This is a genomic window from Staphylococcus sp. mip270_02, assembly GCF_054031535.1.
Genome location: NZ_CM132934.1, coordinates 2,233,746 through 2,253,217 on the forward strand (window position 1 = coordinate 2,233,746; position 19,472 = coordinate 2,253,217).

The 19,472-nt window shown below is 32.3% G+C and carries 17 protein-coding genes; 6 read left to right on the top strand and 11 right to left on the bottom strand.

From position 1 onward, the window contains the following. Positions 1–43: 43 nt before the first annotated feature. Together coaD and rsmD are read right to left on the bottom strand one after the other, a co-directional pair. Positions 44–529 carry a pantetheine-phosphate adenylyltransferase gene (gene coaD, locus ACW5YJ_RS10570; RefSeq protein ID WP_017724178.1) on the bottom strand — a complete coding sequence of 162 codons (486 nt, stop codon included), beginning with the start codon at positions 527–529 and terminating at the stop codon, positions 44–46. Position 530: 1 nt separating this feature from the next. After that, complete coding sequence (rsmD, locus tag ACW5YJ_RS10575) at positions 531–1,073, bottom strand: 16S rRNA (guanine(966)-N(2))-methyltransferase RsmD (RefSeq protein ID WP_017724177.1); 543 nt, start codon at positions 1,071–1,073, stop codon at positions 531–533. Positions 1,074–1,146: 73 nt separating this feature from the next. On the opposite strand from rsmD, the gene ACW5YJ_RS10580 reads away from it, so the two are divergent. Beyond that, positions 1,147–1,536 (top strand): DUF7147 family protein, encoded by a 390-nt coding sequence (locus tag ACW5YJ_RS10580; protein ID WP_017724176.1) that lies wholly within the window; start codon positions 1,147–1,149, stop codon positions 1,534–1,536. Positions 1,537–1,657: 121 nt separating this feature from the next. On the opposite strand, the gene ACW5YJ_RS10585 is transcribed toward ACW5YJ_RS10580, so the two are convergent. Then, positions 1,658–1,909: a YlbG family protein gene (locus tag ACW5YJ_RS10585; RefSeq protein ID WP_017724175.1), complete on the bottom strand. Its 252-nt coding sequence runs from the start codon at positions 1,907–1,909 to the stop codon at positions 1,658–1,660. Positions 1,910–2,039: 130 nt separating this feature from the next. Here ACW5YJ_RS10585 and ACW5YJ_RS10590 point away from each other — a divergent pair, with 130 nt between their 5' ends. Further along, positions 2,040–2,960, top strand: a complete 921-nt coding sequence (locus ACW5YJ_RS10590; protein WP_017724174.1) for a glycerophosphodiester phosphodiesterase — start codon at positions 2,040–2,042, stop codon at positions 2,958–2,960. Between the two features lie 60 nt (positions 2,961–3,020). Here ACW5YJ_RS10590 and ACW5YJ_RS10595 read toward each other — a convergent pair whose 3' ends face one another. After that, the gene (locus ACW5YJ_RS10595; protein WP_017724173.1) at positions 3,021–3,455 is read right to left on the bottom strand and encodes a YlbF/YmcA family competence regulator; all 435 of its coding nucleotides are present in this window, start codon (positions 3,453–3,455) and stop codon (positions 3,021–3,023) included. 17 nt (positions 3,456–3,472) lie between these two features. Further along, positions 3,473–4,522, bottom strand: a complete 1,050-nt coding sequence (locus ACW5YJ_RS10600; protein WP_017724172.1) for a CAP-associated domain-containing protein — start codon at positions 4,520–4,522, stop codon at positions 3,473–3,475. 187 nt (positions 4,523–4,709) lie between these two features. Here ACW5YJ_RS10600 and ACW5YJ_RS10605 point away from each other — a divergent pair, with 187 nt between their 5' ends. Then, a complete protein-coding gene (locus tag ACW5YJ_RS10605; protein ID WP_119603704.1) occupies positions 4,710–6,968 on the top strand; it encodes an ATP-binding cassette domain-containing protein in 2,259 nt (752 codons plus the stop codon). A gap of 374 nt (positions 6,969–7,342) precedes the next feature. Here ACW5YJ_RS10605 and ACW5YJ_RS10610 read toward each other — a convergent pair whose 3' ends face one another. Together ACW5YJ_RS10610 and cyoE are read right to left on the bottom strand one after the other, a co-directional pair. After that, a complete protein-coding gene (locus tag ACW5YJ_RS10610; protein WP_017724169.1) occupies positions 7,343–7,804 on the bottom strand; it encodes a DUF420 domain-containing protein in 462 nt (153 codons plus the stop codon). 24 nt (positions 7,805–7,828) lie between these two features. Then, positions 7,829–8,740 carry a heme o synthase gene (gene cyoE / locus ACW5YJ_RS10615; protein ID WP_017724168.1) on the bottom strand — a complete coding sequence of 304 codons (912 nt, stop codon included), beginning with the start codon at positions 8,738–8,740 and terminating at the stop codon, positions 7,829–7,831. Positions 8,741–9,011: 271 nt separating this feature from the next. Between cyoE and ACW5YJ_RS10620 the strand changes: the two genes are divergently transcribed. Next, positions 9,012–9,920, top strand: a complete 909-nt coding sequence (locus tag ACW5YJ_RS10620; RefSeq protein ID WP_107551325.1) for a COX15/CtaA family protein — start codon at positions 9,012–9,014, stop codon at positions 9,918–9,920. A gap of 544 nt (positions 9,921–10,464) precedes the next feature. Here the strand turns inward: ACW5YJ_RS10620 and ACW5YJ_RS10625 are convergent. The 3 genes from ACW5YJ_RS10625 to ACW5YJ_RS10635 all read right to left on the bottom strand — a co-directional run bounded on the left by ACW5YJ_RS10625 (position 10,465) and on the right by ACW5YJ_RS10635 (position 16,162). After that, entirely contained in the window at positions 10,465–13,920 is a 3,456-nt protein-coding gene (locus ACW5YJ_RS10625; protein ID WP_457338158.1) for a pyruvate carboxylase, read from the bottom strand. Between the two features lie 360 nt (positions 13,921–14,280). Then, a complete protein-coding gene (gene ftsW / locus ACW5YJ_RS10630; RefSeq protein WP_017724165.1) occupies positions 14,281–15,516 on the bottom strand; it encodes a cell division peptidoglycan polymerase FtsW in 1,236 nt (411 codons plus the stop codon). Positions 15,517–15,886: 370 nt separating this feature from the next. Then, a complete protein-coding gene (locus ACW5YJ_RS10635; protein WP_017724164.1) occupies positions 15,887–16,162 on the bottom strand; it encodes an Fpa/YlaN family protein in 276 nt (91 codons plus the stop codon). 349 nt (positions 16,163–16,511) lie between these two features. On the opposite strand from ACW5YJ_RS10635, the gene ACW5YJ_RS10640 reads away from it, so the two are divergent. Next, positions 16,512–16,994 carry a hypothetical protein gene (locus ACW5YJ_RS10640; protein ID WP_017724163.1) on the top strand — a complete coding sequence of 161 codons (483 nt, stop codon included), beginning with the start codon at positions 16,512–16,514 and terminating at the stop codon, positions 16,992–16,994. 1 nt (position 16,995) lies between these two features. Then, positions 16,996–17,169 (top strand): DUF2197 domain-containing protein, encoded by a 174-nt coding sequence (locus ACW5YJ_RS10645; RefSeq protein WP_017724162.1) that lies wholly within the window; start codon positions 16,996–16,998, stop codon positions 17,167–17,169. A gap of 356 nt (positions 17,170–17,525) precedes the next feature. Here the strand turns inward: ACW5YJ_RS10645 and typA are convergent, their stop codons facing one another. Continuing rightward, positions 17,526–19,373 (bottom strand): translational GTPase TypA, encoded by a 1,848-nt coding sequence (typA, locus tag ACW5YJ_RS10650; RefSeq protein WP_017724161.1) that lies wholly within the window; start codon positions 19,371–19,373, stop codon positions 17,526–17,528. Between the last annotated feature and the right edge of the window lie 99 nt (positions 19,374–19,472).

Sequence of the window (19,472 nt, forward strand, 5' to 3'; positions counted from 1 at the left end):
AATAATCAAAATCTCTAATTAGATTATTGAACCACTCTTTTTGTTATTTCTTGAATTTTTCATTTAATGCTTTTTCAACATGTACAGGTACAAAATCTGACACATTAGCTTTATATGCTGCTACTTCTTTTACGACACTTGAACTTATAAAAGAATAATTTGTACTTGTCATCATATACATCGTTTCTACGTTGCTGTTAAGTTTTTTATTCATAGATGTTAGTCTTAACTCGTATTCAAAGTCACTCACAGCTCTTAATCCCCTGATTATTGTTTGTGCGCCGATTTCGTCGCAAAAATCAACTAATAATCCATTAAAATGATGTACTGTCACATTATTTAAATGTTTTACTGATTCCTCAATTAACTCAATACGTTCTTCAATAGAAAAAGTACCTGCTTTGTTACTATTTTTCAAAACGCAAATGTGTAACTCGTCAAAGCGATCCGCACTTCTATCTATAATATCAATATGCCCATATGTAATTGGATCAAAACTCCCTGGAATGACTGCTTTAGTTGTAGACATTTTAATCTCCTTTTTCTAATAACAAAGTGTCTGTCAATCCATAGTGATAACGTTTTATCACATGGAATGGTTCAGTTTTTATATTCTCGTGATGATGGAACTCACAAACGATAATACCATTTTCTTTTAACAAATTAAACTTTGCGATACCTTCGAGTGATTCATCTATCAAACCTTTTTCATAAGGAGGATCCAAAAATATCACATCAAATTGTATATCTCGTTTAGATAAGGCTTTTAAAGCACGGTCGGCACTGTTTTTATATACTTCTGCTTGTGCTTCAATATTTAATGTTCTTAAATTTGCTTTAATCACTTTCACTGCTTTAAAATTTTGATCTACAAAAATCATTTGATCCATACCACGTGACAACGCTTCGATTCCTAAAGCACCGCTCCCAGCAAATAAGTCCAAACCTATACCTGAAACTTCATGTAAACTATTAAAAATACCTTCTTTAACTTTATCCATTGTTGGTCTCGTATTGCGCCCTTCCATACTCTCTAAAGCTTTACTTTTATGTACACCAGATATTACTCTCATATAATAGACACTTCCATTCTTAAAATAAATTTTATATAATGCTTAATGCAATGATTAAGGAGGAACATTATTAATGAAACAATCATTTATAAAATTAGGTGAAGGCCTAACAGATTTGTTTGAGTTTAATACATTAATCGAATACAATTTCGAAAGAATCGATCACCTTGTTTATTTCCATTCACCTAAATCTGAAAATCAACGTTCATCTGTCGCTCTAATTATGAAACCAACTAGTGGGCAGCATTTTCAAGCAATGTATATTATGCTTAATGCACTTAATTATCCATATCCAACTTCAAACAAAAAATTTGAAATGATTAACGATCAAGCAGCTAAATATAATATAGACGTAAAAGCCATTGAAGTTCAACCACTCGAATTATTCCACGAAACTGAGTTATATTTCAATTATTTAACTAGTGTCTTAAGATTACAAAGATGGATACCACCCTTACAATAAAGAAAAAAATAAGCCACATTAGACATACGTTGTACTATTGTGGCTTCCATATATTTATTCGTTGATGAAACTATTATTTATACACTATTGATGTGCAAAAGGTTATGATTTGTAGAGTAACTTACATGATTTCATGTTGCTCTTTCTCATAAGTTTTCTTCAAATACTTATAAGGCGAACCTTCTACATGTTTAACATATTTAAGTTTCATCAATTTGTTTACAATATCATCCGCTTCTGACTCATTAATATACATAACTAAGAAACGACCTTGTCTATTTGCACTTACAATATGACCAAATTTTCTTATCTGTCTTTCATGTTTCATGTGTTTCAAATATATAATCAAACTTATTCTAGGTATAACATTCATATTCTTATCACTCCAATTATTAGCCATTATATAATATCATGTCTTTTTCAATTTATAAATAACAATTATTTTGAACTCTCCTGTACTTTTGCTATATTACTTTATATACACAACTTGAGGAGGAATGTTCGTGACAAAATTCAACAAACTAATTAAAGGTGGATTTTTAGGTACTGTAGGCTTAATGGGTAGTATTTTCTTTTTTACTAAATACAGTGCTAAACCACATAATCAAAGTATACCACCTTTCTTTTCTAAACCTGCACCATATATTTTTGCACATCGCGGTGGTATGGCGGTTAGACCTGAGCAAACTAAATTAGCTTTTGATAACGCGGTAGCCCATGAAATAGATGGATTTGAAACAGATGTAAGATTAACAAAAGATCATGAACTTGTTGTTTTTTATGATAATGACATCGATCGTACTACAAATGGTTCCGGAAAAATATCAGAACATACGTTAGCAGAACTTAAACAATTAGATGCTGGCTACCACTTTACTGATATTAACGGCGTTCATCCTTATCGTGGCCATGAAGATGCAAAAATTTTAACATTTGATGAATTATTAAAAACGTATCCTAATCAACTTATAAGTGTTAATTTACAAGATGATCCAAAAAGTGAACAAGGTCAGCTTGCCCCTGAAATCATTTATGAAATTATCGTTGCTAATAATGCACAACAACGCGTCTTAGTATCAAGCTTCTACAGTAAACAAATTGAGCGCTTTAATATAATAAGTAATGGAACTGTAGCTATTGGCGCAAGTCAAAACGAGGTAGCAGAAGGATTGTTGAAATTTTATACGGGCCTAGGTAATACTTTTCAACCCCGTGCCAACACTTTCCAACTGTTTGTATCATTTAAAGGTATAAAGTTAACTTCACCTAAGTTTATCAAATGGTTAAATGAACGCAATATCGTCCCAGGTTATTGTGGCGTAAATAACCTTGATTTAATGAACGATTTGGTTTTTTACGGGGCACACACATTAGTAACTGACAGACCTGATTTAGCACAACGATTTAAAAATACTTATCATTAAAATTAAAAAAACAGGGCAACGAGACCAAAATAAATTTTTGGTTTCGTTGCCCTACTTTATTTATAGTGAACAGCTACATGATCCACCTGTTGCACAACCACCTGCGTCTTTTTGAAAAAATGGATTACCTGCTTCAATCTTTACATTTTCAGAAACAGCATATGCAATTTTCACAATCACTTGATCAATCAATTCCTGCAATGCAACTTCTTTTTGTTTGTGATCCATAACGACTGGCAGCATTTCATAAGCCCTTTTACGTTTACGCGTATCTAACATTACGTTCTGGTAATCTGGGTGGTATTTACCAAAACGCATAATTTCATCATATTTATCTTTTGATTTTAAAAAAGCTTGATACAAGAGATGTGCTTCGTCATTATCAGCAAGCGCTTGTTCTGATTCTCTATATTCTTGATACAAACGAGACTCTAATATTTTATCACTTAAGGCTTCTATTTCGTCGAGTACGGTCAGTGTTTCTTCAGTTATCATAATCAACTAACTCCTATCTATTTATCTTCTACAAAAATGAGCGTATAGTAACCATTTGTCACTTCCCCACCCATTTCATTATATTTTGAGTTCAACATTCTAGATCGATGAATATCCGAATTTAACCAACTATGAATAAGTGTTGGCACTTCATTGAAATCATAACCCACGTTTTGACTCGTAGATACAAATGGTATTTCTTGCTCATTTAATTGCTGTTTTAAAGCATCCTCAGTAAATTCAACACTATCAGTCCCAATTGCTTCATACAAGTTAAATGATGCAATATGTGCTAAATCATTATTTATACGCAAAGGTTTAGCATCTTTTAATTTTCTCATTTCATTAGTAATTTCATATAATGTCATCAATTGGTTTGCGTTTTGCTCATATGGTAAATCTTTTTGTTTACGTGCAACTTCTCCATCTTCTTTATCACCCAACATTTGATAAGGTTTAAACGCTGCTAATGCATCACTGTCTAAATATCTTACTGCAACAATTTTATTTGCTTGTTGATCAATATAAATTTGAGCATAAATATCTTTAAATTTTATAAGTGTTTGAGTTTTCATATCTGAATCGGAAATTTCTAACTCATATTTTTTTCCATTTGCTTTGATTGTTGGTTCTGGATTTATGCTAAATTTCTCGAATACATTTGAAGCATTATCAGATATTTTGACTGGATTTACTTTTGCTTCTTTTCCAGTAGCATATACAGATTTAATTATATTATGTTTAGTTGTAACTAAATAATATTGATCCTTTTCTTTGAATACATAATTTTTAAAATCACCTTTATATGAATACACTCTTTCAGCTTGTCCATATGTATCTGTAAGTTTTTTTAGATTTTGGCCAATCCAAGTTCCTATCCCTTCCTTGGGCATTGTATTTTCAACATTTTGCTCATTTTCTTGAAAGTCTTTGTTTTGAGTTGTTTTTGTCGAATTTTTATTTGGATTTTCCAAAACGTCAAACTTCAAACGTGGCGAGTAAAAAAGATATATCAAGAAAGAAATCAATAATAGTACACCAATAACTTTTATTATTAGTTTTTTCATCACTCACCCACCTATAGTTATCTTTTGTTTATTGTACATGTTTCAATATATCACAAGCAAGGTATGTCATTATATAATGACGAATTATTAAAATATATGCATTTTTCTAAGGGTATATACTTTTCTAACCAATTTAAGTATTACAAAACAATTTAAGGGTAGAATGTATTATAAGAGGTGAATGACAATGTCAATGATTCGCGTACATGGCGCTAAGCAAAATAACTTAAAAAACATTTCAATCGATATACCTAAACATCAAATAACCGTATTTACAGGACGTTCTGGATCTGGAAAATCTTCTTTGGTTTTTAGCACGATTGCTGCAGAATCTGAACGTTTATTAAACGAAACTTATTCAACATACATACAACATCAGTTAGCTCAATTTTCAAAACCTAATGTAGATTTAATTGAGCATTTGCCAGTAGCAATGATAATTAACCAAAAAAGATTAGGTGGTAATTCACGTTCTACAGTAGGTACAATTTCAGATATTTATGCATCTGTCAGATTGCTATGGTCACGTATTGGCGTACCATTTGTTGGTTACTCAGACATATTTTCTTTTAATAATCCTAAGGGCATGTGTCCCGAATGTTCAGGCTTAGGTTATGTAGAAGATATCGATTTAGACGAATTGTTAGATTATGATAAATCACTCAACGAAGACGCAATTCAATTTCCATCATTCAGACCGGATAGTTGGCGTGGCAAACGCTATTTATATTCTGGGCTTTTTGATAATGATAAAAAATTAAAAGATTATTCAGAAGAAGAATTCAATACTTTACTTTATACAAAACCAACTAAATTAAAAAACCCTCCAGAGAATTGGCCGAAAACAGCAAAATTTGAAGGCTTAATCCATCGGTTTAGGCGTTCTTTCCTACTAAATGATAACTTTGAAAAAAATAGATTTAAAGAAGCTATCGATCGCGTAGTCACTTCTAAAAAATGTCCAACGTGTCTCGGTAAAAGACTAAATCCAAATGTATTACAATGTAAAATTAATGATTTAGACATTGCAGACTTCACTAATTTATCCATAGATGAAGCGTTAAATTTCATAAGAAGAATTAATTCAACAAAAGCAAAAGTTATCATCGAACCATTGCAACAACAGCTATCTTCATTAAGTTATATCGGATTAAATTATTTAACGCTTTCCAGAGAAACAACTACATTATCCGGTGGCGAATCACAGCGGATTAAATTAATAAGGCATCTTAATAGTGCACTAAGCGATCTCGTCTATATTATAGATGAACCAAGCATTGGGTTACATCCTGATGATATACAACGAATTAACGAAATCATTCAATCATTAAAAGATAAAGGCAACACAGTTTTAGTAGTTGAGCATGACCCTGATGTTATAAGCATAGCTGATCATATCATTGATTTAGGTCCTCTAGCTGGTAAAAACGGAGGAGAAATTACATTTACAGGAAGTTATGAAAGTTTGTTGAAATCATCTACACATACAGGTTTAGCCTTACGGAAACAACATAATTTAAAACCAAATCCTAGAATCCCCCATGATTTTATCAATTTAGAACACATTGATAAAAATAATTTAAAAGACGTTTCTGTTAAATTGCCCAAACAGGCAATGACTGTTGTTACAGGTGTGGCTGGTTCTGGAAAAAGTTCACTGATACACGCAGGTTTAAAACAAAAACCTAATACAATTTTTATAAATCAAAAACCCGTACATGCATCAAGTCGCTCAAATTTACTCACTTATTTAAATATATTTGATGATGTAAGAACTTATTTCAGTGAAGAAACTCATTTAAAAAAAGCCATGTTCAGCTACAACTCCGAAGGTGCATGCCCTGAATGTCATGGTAGAGGTATCATCAAAACAGAATTAGCCTTTATGCCAGACTTTACTCAAACGTGTGATTTGTGTCATGGAAAGCGTTATAAACCCGAAGTATTAAATGCAAAAATAGAAGGGTATAATATTGCAGATATTTTAGCATTAACAGTAGATGAAGCAATTTCATTTTTTCAAGAAAAGAAAAATATTGCTCAACATTTAGAAGCGTTAAAATCTACTGGTCTGGATTATATGACTTTAGGACAAACTCTCGACACATTATCTGGCGGTGAAATACAACGCGTTAAACTTAGTAAATATTTAACACAAACTGTCCACCAACATATTTTCATATTTGATGAACCAACTACAGGATTACATGAAGATGATATCCCTATTTTATTAGACAGTTTTGAAAGTCTAATCCATGATAAAAACACAGTAGTTATTATCGAACATAACTTAACGATGATGACACACGCTGACTGGATTATCGATATCGGTCCATTTGCAGGAGAAAAAGGCGGTAGGCTACTTTATCAAGGAACACCCCAAGGGTTGTTAGCTGTAGATGATTCTGTAACGGCTAAACATTTACAAAGATATATCGCGAAATAACAACACACTATACACATTATACGTAGTAACGGCACCGTATAAATAGTTATATTTAAAATAATTATTATTAGCTAGGTTGAATTATATAACAAATTCATTTAAACCAAAATTGTTTCTCCACTCCTACTCTTATATTTAAATTGTAATTAAAAAAATAGCTATGAAGAAATCTACCGTCCTGGATAGATATCTTCATAGCTATTTTTAACGAGTTGCTTATGACTAGTACTTATCGACTTAGTAACTTAGATTTATGTTTTCTAATCGTAAATAATGGAAACGGGCTATCAAATCTGTTTATAAAACAAATTTCTGCCCGCTGCCCTTTCCATATTCCCTAGTTCAAATAAAAGACTAACATTTTCCAATATTAATTATAAACCGAATGTCGCTTTAATTAATGACGTTGTTTCTCCACCTGGATAAAATACATAAAGTAATAAATATACGGCTACACCTGTTATTGCTGTGAAGAACCAGATTATAGAAGCAATTGGTCCGACAAATCTATGCACTTTAAATTTATCTTTAAAAGCAGTAATGATTTGTAAAAGTCCTAAAACTCCACCAATTGTTGCTAAATTAATGTGGAAGACTAAGAAAATTGTATAATAAAGTTTAACTGAGTCTGGACCACCAAATGCAGTATTACCAATAAAAATAGTCCTTGATGCGTAAATAATAAAGAATGCTAGTGCGAAACCAGCAGCAGTTAACATTACTTTTTTGTGGCTTTCAATTTTTCTCAGCCAAATTTTGCGCCAACCTATAGCGACAAGGATTGCACTAATTACAATAAAGCTTGTACTGATTGTAGGTAAGATAGGTAAATTCATATATTACATCCTTATTTATAATTATTAAAACATTTGAATTAATGAGACGACAACGACAAGTACAAAGAAAACTACTAAATAGTTTAATGAGTATATAAACATTTTTGTTGCCCATTTTGTTTGATCTGAATCCTTTTTAAAGCTTGTTAATCCTAAATATAACCACCCTAAATTTAATAGTGTAGCCAACACTATAAACGTTGTTCCTAAGCTACTTAATAAGAATGGAAGTGGTAATAAGAATACTAGCCATAAAAACATACTTACTCTCGTACGTTTAAACCCTTTTACTGATGGTAACATTGGAATATTTGCTAATGAATATTCATCTTTACGTTTAATTGCTAAAGCGTAAAAATGGATAGGTTGCCAACAGAAAATCACTAAAAATAGCGCTACTGCTACCAAGCTAATATTTCCTTCAATTGCTGTCCACCCAATTAAAGGCGGGACTGCACCTGGAAAACTACCAATCACTGTATTCCATACCGTATGACGTTTAGACCAAATTGAGTAAAATGATACATAACCAACTATACCTAGCAGTCCAATTACACCTGAAGGTATGTTTAACGCAAACAGTAACGCTTCCCCTATTAGCATCATTCCAAAGCTGAGCATTAATAAATTTCTATTCGAAATTCTGTCATTAACTGTTGGTCTCTGTTGTTTACTCGGCATGATACTGTCAATATCTTGATCGTAGTAATTATTTAAAGCACATGCGCCCCCCATAATTAACGTAGAGCCCACCAACATCATTAAGATTTGTGGTATTGACGAGAGGAAGGAATGATTTGCCAACACAATCGCTAACCATGACCCAGCAAATGCAGGAATCAAATTACCTTGTACCAATCCCATCTTGATAATTTGCTGCAACTCTTTAAAAGTCACACGACTAGAATTATGCGACAAAGTTTGTTCTTTGTTCATAATTTCCCTCCTAATTTTTCCATATAATACAATGATATATTAAATTTGTATCATTGACTACATTTATGTAAACTTATTTGTGACACTTTAACGACATTACTAAAAAGTCATTTTTGTGACACAATTAAAATAGTTTTTATTGTTATAATTATATGTAAGATTTATTAAAATAACTTTAAATGTATCATTACGGAATAAAATAATTACAGTGACAATGACTATTTGTAATTTAGTTTCTCAACTGTTTTATTTTTATGTGGGGGGTTAATTCTTGTTTAGCAAAAAAAACCTAAAATGGTTATCCGTGTTGGCAACTGTAATTATGGCTTTTGTTCAATTAGGGGGCGCATTAGTTACCAAAACTGGATCAGCAGATGGTTGTGGATCCGATTGGCCTCTATGTCACGGCGCATTTTTACCTGAGAACTTACCAATACAAACGATTATTGAATTAAGTCATCGTGCTATTTCCGGCTTATCTTTAATTATTGTTCTCTGGTTAGTCATCGTTGCTTGGAAACACATTAGTTACATTAAAGAAGTTAAATCATTATGTATCATTAGTGTTGGTTTCTTACTAATACAAGCGCTTGTAGGTGCTGCAGCAGTAATGTGGCAACAAAATGCCTATGTTTTAGCGTTACATTTTGGAATTTCGCTCATTTCATTTTCTTCAGTATTTGTATTAACTTTAATTATTTTTGAAATCGATCGCAAATATGAAGCAGATGAATTATTTATTAGAAAGCCATTAAGAATTTATACTTGGATAATGGCTATTATCGTTTATTTAACAATTTATACTGGGGCATTAGTCAGACATAAAGAAGCTAGTTTAGCATATGGCCAATGGCCATTACCTTTTAATGATTTGATACCTCACAATGTCCAAGATTGGGTAAACCTTACTCACCGAGGAATGGCATTAATCGCCTTTATATGGATAATGATTACATTCATTCATGCAGTAAATAACTACAAAGATAACCGTACAATACGTTACGGATACACAGCTGCATTTATATTAGTTATCCTCCAAGTAATTACTGGCGCATTATCTATTATTACAGAAGTTAATTTATTTATCGCCTTATTACACGCTTTATTTATTACATTACTCTTTGGTTTAATAGCCTACTTCATTGTCTTGATGTTACGGACGATTAGAAGTGGCGGCTAAGTAAAACATCGAATATGTTATATCAATAAAAACTGTCAACGAGATAAAAGGCACGTTGACAGTTTTTTATTGTATATTTTTCTGTACATATACTCCAAATAAACTTTTACATTAGGTGTATAATATGACCTTGAAAATTTTCTAACAATATAATTTCTACATTTTAGACATTTTTGAGCATAAATCTAAAAAAAATAGCACTTAGATGATTTAATTCAATTCATCTAAGTGCTTCTTTTTTATTCAATACTTCGTATTGTTGGCTCGCTTTCTTAGTGTATATCTTCACCCTGTAGTCTTCAACTTGCCCTGTCCCCTCGAGAATCTCGTCAAAATACATCGCATTAACATGTAATTTGATATTAAAATACTTGAAAATTTAAGACCCTTCCGTATAATTTAATAAACACTACTAAACTAAACAATAATAAAAAAGACAATTTCTATATTGTTTCAGTAGAAATTGCCTTTTTCACTTGTCCAAGAACTTTATATCCCAGACTCGTTTCCATTAAAAAGTTTATAAATAATTATACTATGAAATTTAATCAACAGGTTCTTTTTCAATTTCTATTAATAAATCCCCTGTTTCAATTGCCTCGCCACTTTGGACTGTCACTTGCTTCACAACACCGTCGAATGGAGCTTGAATCGTTGTTTCCATCTTCATAGCTTCAGTTATCAATAATGCTTGTCCACTTGTAACTGTTTCACCTACTGAAGTCTTAACTTCAGTAACAGAACCCGGCATTTGAGCGCCGATGTGATTTGGATTTAATTTATCAGCTTTCGGTTTTACACTTTCATTTGCTTTTACATTTTCATCTTGAATGAATATACGTCTCGCTTGTCCATTCATATCATAGAAAATTGTTCGAATTCCCTTTTCATCTGGTTCCGTAATCGTCTTCAATGTAATGATTAGACGTTTACCTGTATCAATTTCTATTTCCACTGTTTCATTTGAACGCATTCCAAAGAAGAATGTTGGTGTATCTAATAGTGATACATTTCCAAACTGTTCTTGCGTAGCAATGAATTGCTCGTAAACTTTAGGATATAAGACATAACTAATAATATCTTGCTCTGTTACTTCTCTCTCTTGTTTTTCTTCTAATTCTTTTCTTACCGCTTCAAAATCAACAGGCTCTAAATATTCGCCAGGACGATCTGTAATTGCTTCTTGTCCCTTTAGAATTACTTTTTGCAATTCTTTATTAAAACCGTTCACTGGTTGTCCAATATCACCTTTGAAGAATGAAACAACCGATTCAGGGAAATCTAATTTATAACCATCTTTTATCACTGTTTCTTCATCTAAATCATTTTGTACCATATATAATGCCATGTCCCCAACAACTTTCGAGGAAGGTGTTACTTTAACAATGTCACCAAATAAGAAGTTAACACGTTGATACATTTCTTTAACTTCATTAAATCTATTACCTAATCCTAAGCTCTTCGCTTGTTGACTAAGATTTGAGTATTGCCCGCCTGGCATTTCGTGTTTATATATTTCAGTATTTGGCGATTTAATATCACTTTCAAAGTCATTATAATATTGACGTACAGTTCCCCAATAATGAGACAATGCTTCCATTCCATCAACATCGGCACGCATATTTCTATCAAAACCATTTAATGCATAATACAATGAATTACCACTAGGTTGACTTGTTAAACCACTCATTGAAGCAACAGCTGTATCAATAACATCTACGCCTGCATCTATAGCTTCTTTATAAACCAATAAACCATTACCACTTGTATCATGTGTGTGTAGATGAATTGGTAGGTCGACAGCTGCTTTTAATTCACCAATCAATTCATTTGCTGCTTTAGGTTTCAACAAACCTGCCATATCTTTAATTGCTAATATATGGAAGCCTTCACGTTCAAGTGTTTTCGCCATATTTACGTAATACTCTAACGTATAAATATCAGAGCGATTCGGATTTAGAATATCACCTGTATAACAAATAGTACCTTCTGATATTTTACCAGCTTTTAGTACAGCTTCATTTGCCACTTTCATTTGATCTACCCAGTTTAATGAATCAAAAATTCTGAATACATCAATACCGGCTTCCGCACTTTCTTCCACAAATTTTTCAATAACATTATCAGGATAGTTCTTATAACCGACAGCATTAGATGCACGAAGTAACATTTGGAATAATACGTTTGGAATTGCCTTTCTAAGTCTCTCTAAGCGTTCCCAAGGATTCTCTTTTAAGAAGTTATACGCTACATCAAATGTAGCACCTCCCCACATTTCTAAGGAGAAACTATCTTTCATTACTTGTGCTGTTTTCGAAGCAATATTCATCATATCTTTCGTTCTAACACGCGTTGCTAGTAACGATTGATGCGCATCTCTAAATGTAGTATCGGTTATCAAAACGTCTTCTTGCTGTTTTAGCCATTCAGCTACGGCTCTTGGCCCTTTACTGTCTAATAGTTGTTTGGTACCTTCTAATGCTGCAACTTCTTTTTTAGAAACTTGTGGTATAGGTGATGTTTCATAAATAGGTTTTGGTCGTTTTTCTACGTTTGGAAAACCATTAATTGATACATTACCAATATATTCTAACGTTTTTGTACCTCTATCGAGTGTTGGTGCAATATCAAAAAGTTCCGGTGTCTTTTCTATAAATTTAGTTGTATAATCACCTGTTTTGAATTGTTCGTTTCTCATAACATTAATTAAAAATGGAACATTGGTTTTAACACCACGAATTCTCATTTCTTGTAATGAGCGGTCCATTTTTTCATTCGCTTGTTTGAATGACATTGCATGTGTAGATAATTTCACTAATAAAGAATCGTAATAAGGTGATATTTCGGCACCTTGGAATCCATCACCAGCATCTAACCTTACGCCAAAACCACCACTTGAACGATAAGCAATGATTCTACCACTATCAGGCATAAAATCATTTGTTGGATCTTCAGTAGTAATACGACATTGGATTGCATAACCTAGCGTCTGAATATCTTGTTGTTGTGGCATGCTGATTGCCTCATCATATAAATTCTCACCATCAGCAACTAATATTTGTGTCTTAACAATATCTACGCCTGTAATCATTTCAGTTATCGTATGTTCAACTTGTACACGTGGATTTACTTCTATGAAGTAAAATTCATCACCAGAAACTAAAAATTCTACTGTACCAGCATTCACATACTCGATATTTTCCATTAATTGAATCGCAGCAGCACATATACGTTCTCTTAAATCGTCTTCAAGCGCTACTGAAGGTGCTACTTCAACAACTTTTTGATGACGTCTTTGTACTGAACAATCACGTTCGTATAAGTGCACTATATTCCCATGTTCATCACCGATGACTTGAACTTCAATATGTTTGGGATTATCGATATATTTTTCTATATAAACTTCACTATTACCAAAAGATTTTTCAGCTTCAGATTTAGCACGATGGAATGCATCTTCTAGCTCATCTTCAGAACGAACGATACGCATACCTTTACCGCCACCACCACTAGTAGCTTTAATCATCAATGGATAACCAGCTTCATTCGCAAATGCAACTGCATCTGGTTGGTTGTCTATTGGACCATCCGTACCTGGTATAACCGTTAGATTTGCATTAATTGCTGTCGTTCTAGCTTTTACTTTATCGCCAAACATATCTAAATGCTCAACACGAGGCCCTATAAACTTAATGCCTTCTTCCTGACACCTTTTTGCAAAAGTTTCATTCTCACTTAAAAAACCATATCCTGGATGAATTGCGTCTACATCTGCTTGTTTAGCAACATCAATAATGCGTTCAATGTCCAAATAAGATTCAGCAGGCCCTAAATCTTCACCCACTAGGTATGATTCATCCGCTTTATATCTATGTAAAGATCCTTTATCTTCATTTGAATAAATAGCAACTGTTTTAACGTCTAACTCTGTTGCCGCTCTAAAAATCCTTATTGCAATTTCACCACGATTGGCTACCAAAAGCTTGTTTATTTGTTTCACATCATGGTCCCCCTTAAATTTAGAATTTTCAAAAAAGTTTGATATAAAAATCATTATAGCAAAATCCGAACAATCTAGACAGTAAAAAATATATAGCCATTATTTTAACACAGCTCAAAATACATATGTCACTCACTGACGGATAGGTAATGACCATCACATTAAAAACTACGTAAGACCTTGATATCATCACTTTCTTTCAAAATTATATCATAAGAATAGCATAATAAAAAGTTATTGTTTACAATAAGTTTTAGTTATCATAATTGAACTTTGATAAAAGTTTTTCAAAATCACTTTAAAGATGCAAAAAAATAAGCAAACGTTTTCAATACATTTGTATCAAAACGTTTGCCTTTATTAAGAATGTCTGGTTGGACTAATTCTTGTTCTGTTTTTTCTTGTTTTTTTATATTTTGCTTGTTCGATTTTAATTTGTTTTGCTGTTATTAACAATAAGCCCATTGCTATACTTAAACTAATCATCGAAGAACCGCCAAAACTAATAAATGGTAAAGGCACACCTGTTAATGGAATCGTACCAGAAATACCACCTAGATTAACAAAAGTTTGACTACCTATATAACTTGCTACTCCTACACAAACTAACTTATAAAAATAAGAATTTGTTTTGCTTGCGAGTTCAAAAGCTCTATAAACGATAAAAAAGAGTAAACATATAACAAACAAACCACCTAATAAACCTAATTCTTCACATATAATAGAAAAAATAAAATCTGTATGTGGCTCAGGTAAATACCCTAATTTCATAATACTATTGCCTAAACCTCTGCCTAGTAATCCACCATTACCAATTGCAATCAACGAATTTGAAATATGGTATCCTGTACCAGATTCTTGACTAAATGGATTCGTTAGCGTACTGAATCTTGCTGTTAAATAATCCGGAACCAACCCAACTAGTAAGAAAAGCGAGCCAATAATTACAATCCCTATTATAATCAACAGACCGTATTTGATTGATTTTTGAACACCAATACCTGCATAGAATAATATTGCAAAGAAAATAATCATAATAAGTAACGTTTGACCAACGTCTCGTTGCAATAACACAAGGCCTATACATATACCCGCTAAAACGATAGGATATGTTAGTAATTTAGGTTCTTTGAATACTTTAGGCCGTTTCTTTTCAATCATATAAGGCATATATAAAATTATGCCAATTTTTAATAACTCGGAAGCTTGTAAATTCATAAAGCCTAAATTAATCCAACTTTTTGAACCATTTATATTACTACCGATCAATAACGTCGCAATCAATAATATAACAATGCCAAGCATCATGCCTTTTTGGAATCTGCTTGTTTCAAGAAATTTGACATTCATAAAGAAAGCCATAAAAAATACAATAATCAAACTCATAATTACATACATTAACTGTCTAGTATAAAAGTATGTTCCAGCTACTGATATACCACCAGTTAATGACCCTTTAGTAGCAGCGACCATACTTGCGCTGTAAACCATTACCAAACCTATCAAACATAGTAATAAATAGGTAATGACTAACGGATAATCAATATACTTTGCATTCCGACCTATATATCGAAAAAATTGTTTCACATTATTCATTTGACATATCATCCAATTCTCATTATTTATTATCACTAATTAAATACTTTGTATTAATTCGACTTATGTTCAATAACTTAGTTGTCTTTAAAAACTTTTTTTCAACATGTAAAATAAATTGTACTTCAAATATTATAACAAACATTCTATCAATTTTCCGAATAAATATAACAAAACATCATTTTTTAGATACTCATTATTTAACTATTTAAACATGACAAAGGTGGCTAAGATATAATCAACAATTATTGATATCCTAGCCACCTGCAGTATACTTATGTAGTTTAATAATGAACACCATATAAGTTTTTATATTTTTTGAACGTGGAACACAAGTTTCCCAGCTATAAAACTATTTTATTTAACCCAATTAAACGTTTGTAAATGCATCATGCAATTTAGAAAGTTCTTTTTCTAATCGAAGCATTAAATCTTTGCCCACTTCTCTATCAACTAAACCAAGTTGTACAGCGAAATCTACTTCTTTTTGTAATCCAAACATCTGTGTATCAAGTACTTCTTCATACAATGGGCATTGAGGTAATGTAAGATTATCCATTTGTACTTTAATAAGTTGGAGAATCCTATCAGCATCTTTATTCAACTGGTCATATGCCACATTACTAATATTTTGATTTTTTACCAAGACATACTCCCCCTATCAATTGTAACTTTATATGACGAGTTTATCTTAATGCATACTAAAAAGCAAGTGAATTCAGGAATATACGTAATACTAGTATTTGTGATAAAATTGTAATTAACAATTATTTATTTTGATTGAATTTATAACGATACTAAGTGTCAGACGCGCAATGCCAATATATTAGCTGATTGTTGTCAGAATATTTCGCTTTAACAATAAGATATACTTTTTTATTTCAAACATGTATTTGTTCACAAAAAAGTCAGATTCAATATAATATATTAACGTTGTGATTGATTACTTAATAACGTTTTAATTCTGAAACAAGATATCAAATAGGAGTGGGATTATGATTCAAATTAAGGGTGAAGTTAAATTTCCAATTACTTTAGACAGTACAACTTGGATTTTTGACGACAGAAAAGTTCAACTAGAAGATTTAGAGCAAGGTATATTCGACGGTACCAAACCAATCAATTTTGATGATAATCGTGAATGGAATAGAGCAATTTTAGAAGGTCAAACTAATCCACCAACGTTAAATTCTGAAATTAAATATAAAAAAAGAGCCGTTTTAGAAAATTCATTTGTCATTAATATGGCTCCATTTTTCAAAAATGCTGAACCGTTTGATCACGCAAAAACGATTCGTTTATTTAATGATAACGAGTCAATAGAATTACCTATTGACTTATTACCATATCTTTTTTTCCAATTTGCAAAAGACGGTAAAAAATTATATGACGATTATTCAGTAGATAGCTTTGTATATATTCCTGATGAAGGTTATTCATACGAATTTAAGTATGTCACTCATATCGAGGTGATTTAATATGAAAAAAGTTCAATGCATAATTTGCGATACTGAAGTATTTATAGATCAAAATACTTTAGAAGCTAAAAGATTACGCAATGATCCAATGCATACTTTTATGTGTGATGAATGTAAAAGTAGACTTGATACACCTAAACAACGTAATCAAATAACTACTTATGATCACCGTTAATATAAATCACCCCATCTTTTTTGCGACGGGGCTTATTTCAGACTGCCAACAAAGTCGGGGACTTTGTTGGCAGTTTTTTTGTGAATGCTTTCCACCAGCACTGCCTGAACCAGTTGTCTCCGGTTATTGCTCTGCCCTCAAGAGTCAGTCTAATTACTGCCAATATTCACTAAAAGATTATAATATATAAATAAACCTTAGGTGAACTATCACCTAAGGTTTATCTAAGTTCTGAGCCCATCATTTTTACGATCTGACTGATTTATTAACATATATCACGCTATTACTTTAACAATAAATAGAACTGAGACATTTATGTCCCAGCTCTATAATCATGCTTATTTTAATTTCGTATTTTATTCATCTTCTTGCATTAATTGTTTAATACGTTTCGCTTCTTTTTCACGAGCATTTTTTTCTAATACAGTTTTTCTAATACGGATATTTTCTGGTGTAGCTTCTACAAGTTCGTCGTCATTAATAAATTGTAAAGCTTCTTCAAGAGTTAAAGTTCTAGGACGTTTCATAGTTACTGTTTGATCTTTGTTAGAAGAACGTACGTTGGTTTGGTTTTTCTCTTTCGTAACATTGACTGTTAAGTCATTTTCACGATTATGTTCACCAACAACCATGCCTTCATAAACTTCAGTACCTGGTTCCATGAAGTTAATACCACGGTCTTCTAAGCCCATAAGTGCATACGAACTTGCTTTACCCGTGTCTAATGATACTAATGCACCATTTCTTCTACCGCCAATACGACCTTTAACACGAGGTTTAAATTCTTCAAATGTGTGGTTTATAATACCATATCCACGTGTTTGAGACATAAATTCAGTAGTATAACCAATTAATCCACGTGCTGGTACCATGAAGATAATACGTGTTAAGCCATTATCTGTAGTTACCATATCTAACATTTCACCTTTACGTTGGCCTAATGATTCAATAACAGCACCTGTGTATTCTTGTGGCACTTCACATTGTACACGTTCAAATGGTTCACATTTCACGCCATCAATTTCTCTTAAAATAACTTGTGGTTTAGAAACTTGTAATTCGAAACCTTCACGTCTCATATTTTCAATTAAAATAGATAAGTGTAATTCACCACGGCCGGCAACAATCCATTTATCTGGTGAATCAGTTTCTGTAACTTTTAATGACACATCTGTTTCTAATTGTTGATCTAAACGTTCTTGAATTTGACGAGATGTTACATAATCACCTTCACGACCAGCGAATGGAGAATTATTTACTCTGAAAGTCATTTCTAATGTTGGTTCGTCAATTCTTAATACAGGTAAAGCATCTCTATTATCTATTGGTGTAACAGTTTCACCAACATTGATGTCTTCCATACCTGATACAGCAATTAAGTCGCCTGCATGTGCTTCATTAACTTCTTCACGTTTCAAACCAAAGTAACCAAATATCTTAGTTACACGGAAATTTTTAACTGTACCATCTAATTTAATTAGTGAAACATTATCACCTACACGCATTGTTCCTCTGAATACACGTCCAACACCAATACGACCTAAATAATCACTATAATCTAGTAACGCCGTTTGGAATTGTAATGGCTCATCTCTATTGTCAACAGGAGCCGGAACATAATCAATAATCGTTTCGTATAATGATTGCATGTTTTCGTCTTGTTTCTCTGGATCTAAGCTTGCTGTACCATTAACAGCTGAAGCATAGACTACTGGGAAATCTAATTGCTCATCATTTGCTTCTAATTCGATAAACAAGTCTAATACTTCATCAACTACACCTTCAGGTCTAGCTTCAGGTTTATCGATTTTATTAACTACAACTACTGGTTTTAAGTTTTGTTCTAAAGCTTTTTTCAATACGAAACGAGTTTGTGGCATTGTGCCTTCATATGCGTCAACTACTAAGACAACGCCATCAACCATTTTCATGATACGCTCAACTTCTCCACCGAAATCGGCGTGACCTGGTGTATCTAAAATATTAATACGATTATCTTTATAATTCACTGCTGTATTTTTAGCAAGGATTGTAATACCACGTTCTCTTTCGATATCATTTGAATCCATTGCTCTTTCATCTACATGCTCATTCTCACGGAAAATTCCTGATTGTTTTAATAATTCATCTACAAGTGTCGTTTTACCATGGTCAACGTGAGCGATGATTGCTATATTACGCACATCTTCTCTTAATTTAGTCATTTTATACAATTTCCTTTCTCGAGTAAATTCCCACTTTTCTTTGCAACTTTTTTATTATATCATATAATTGGTTAAAGAAAACTATAAAGGTGTGGTATA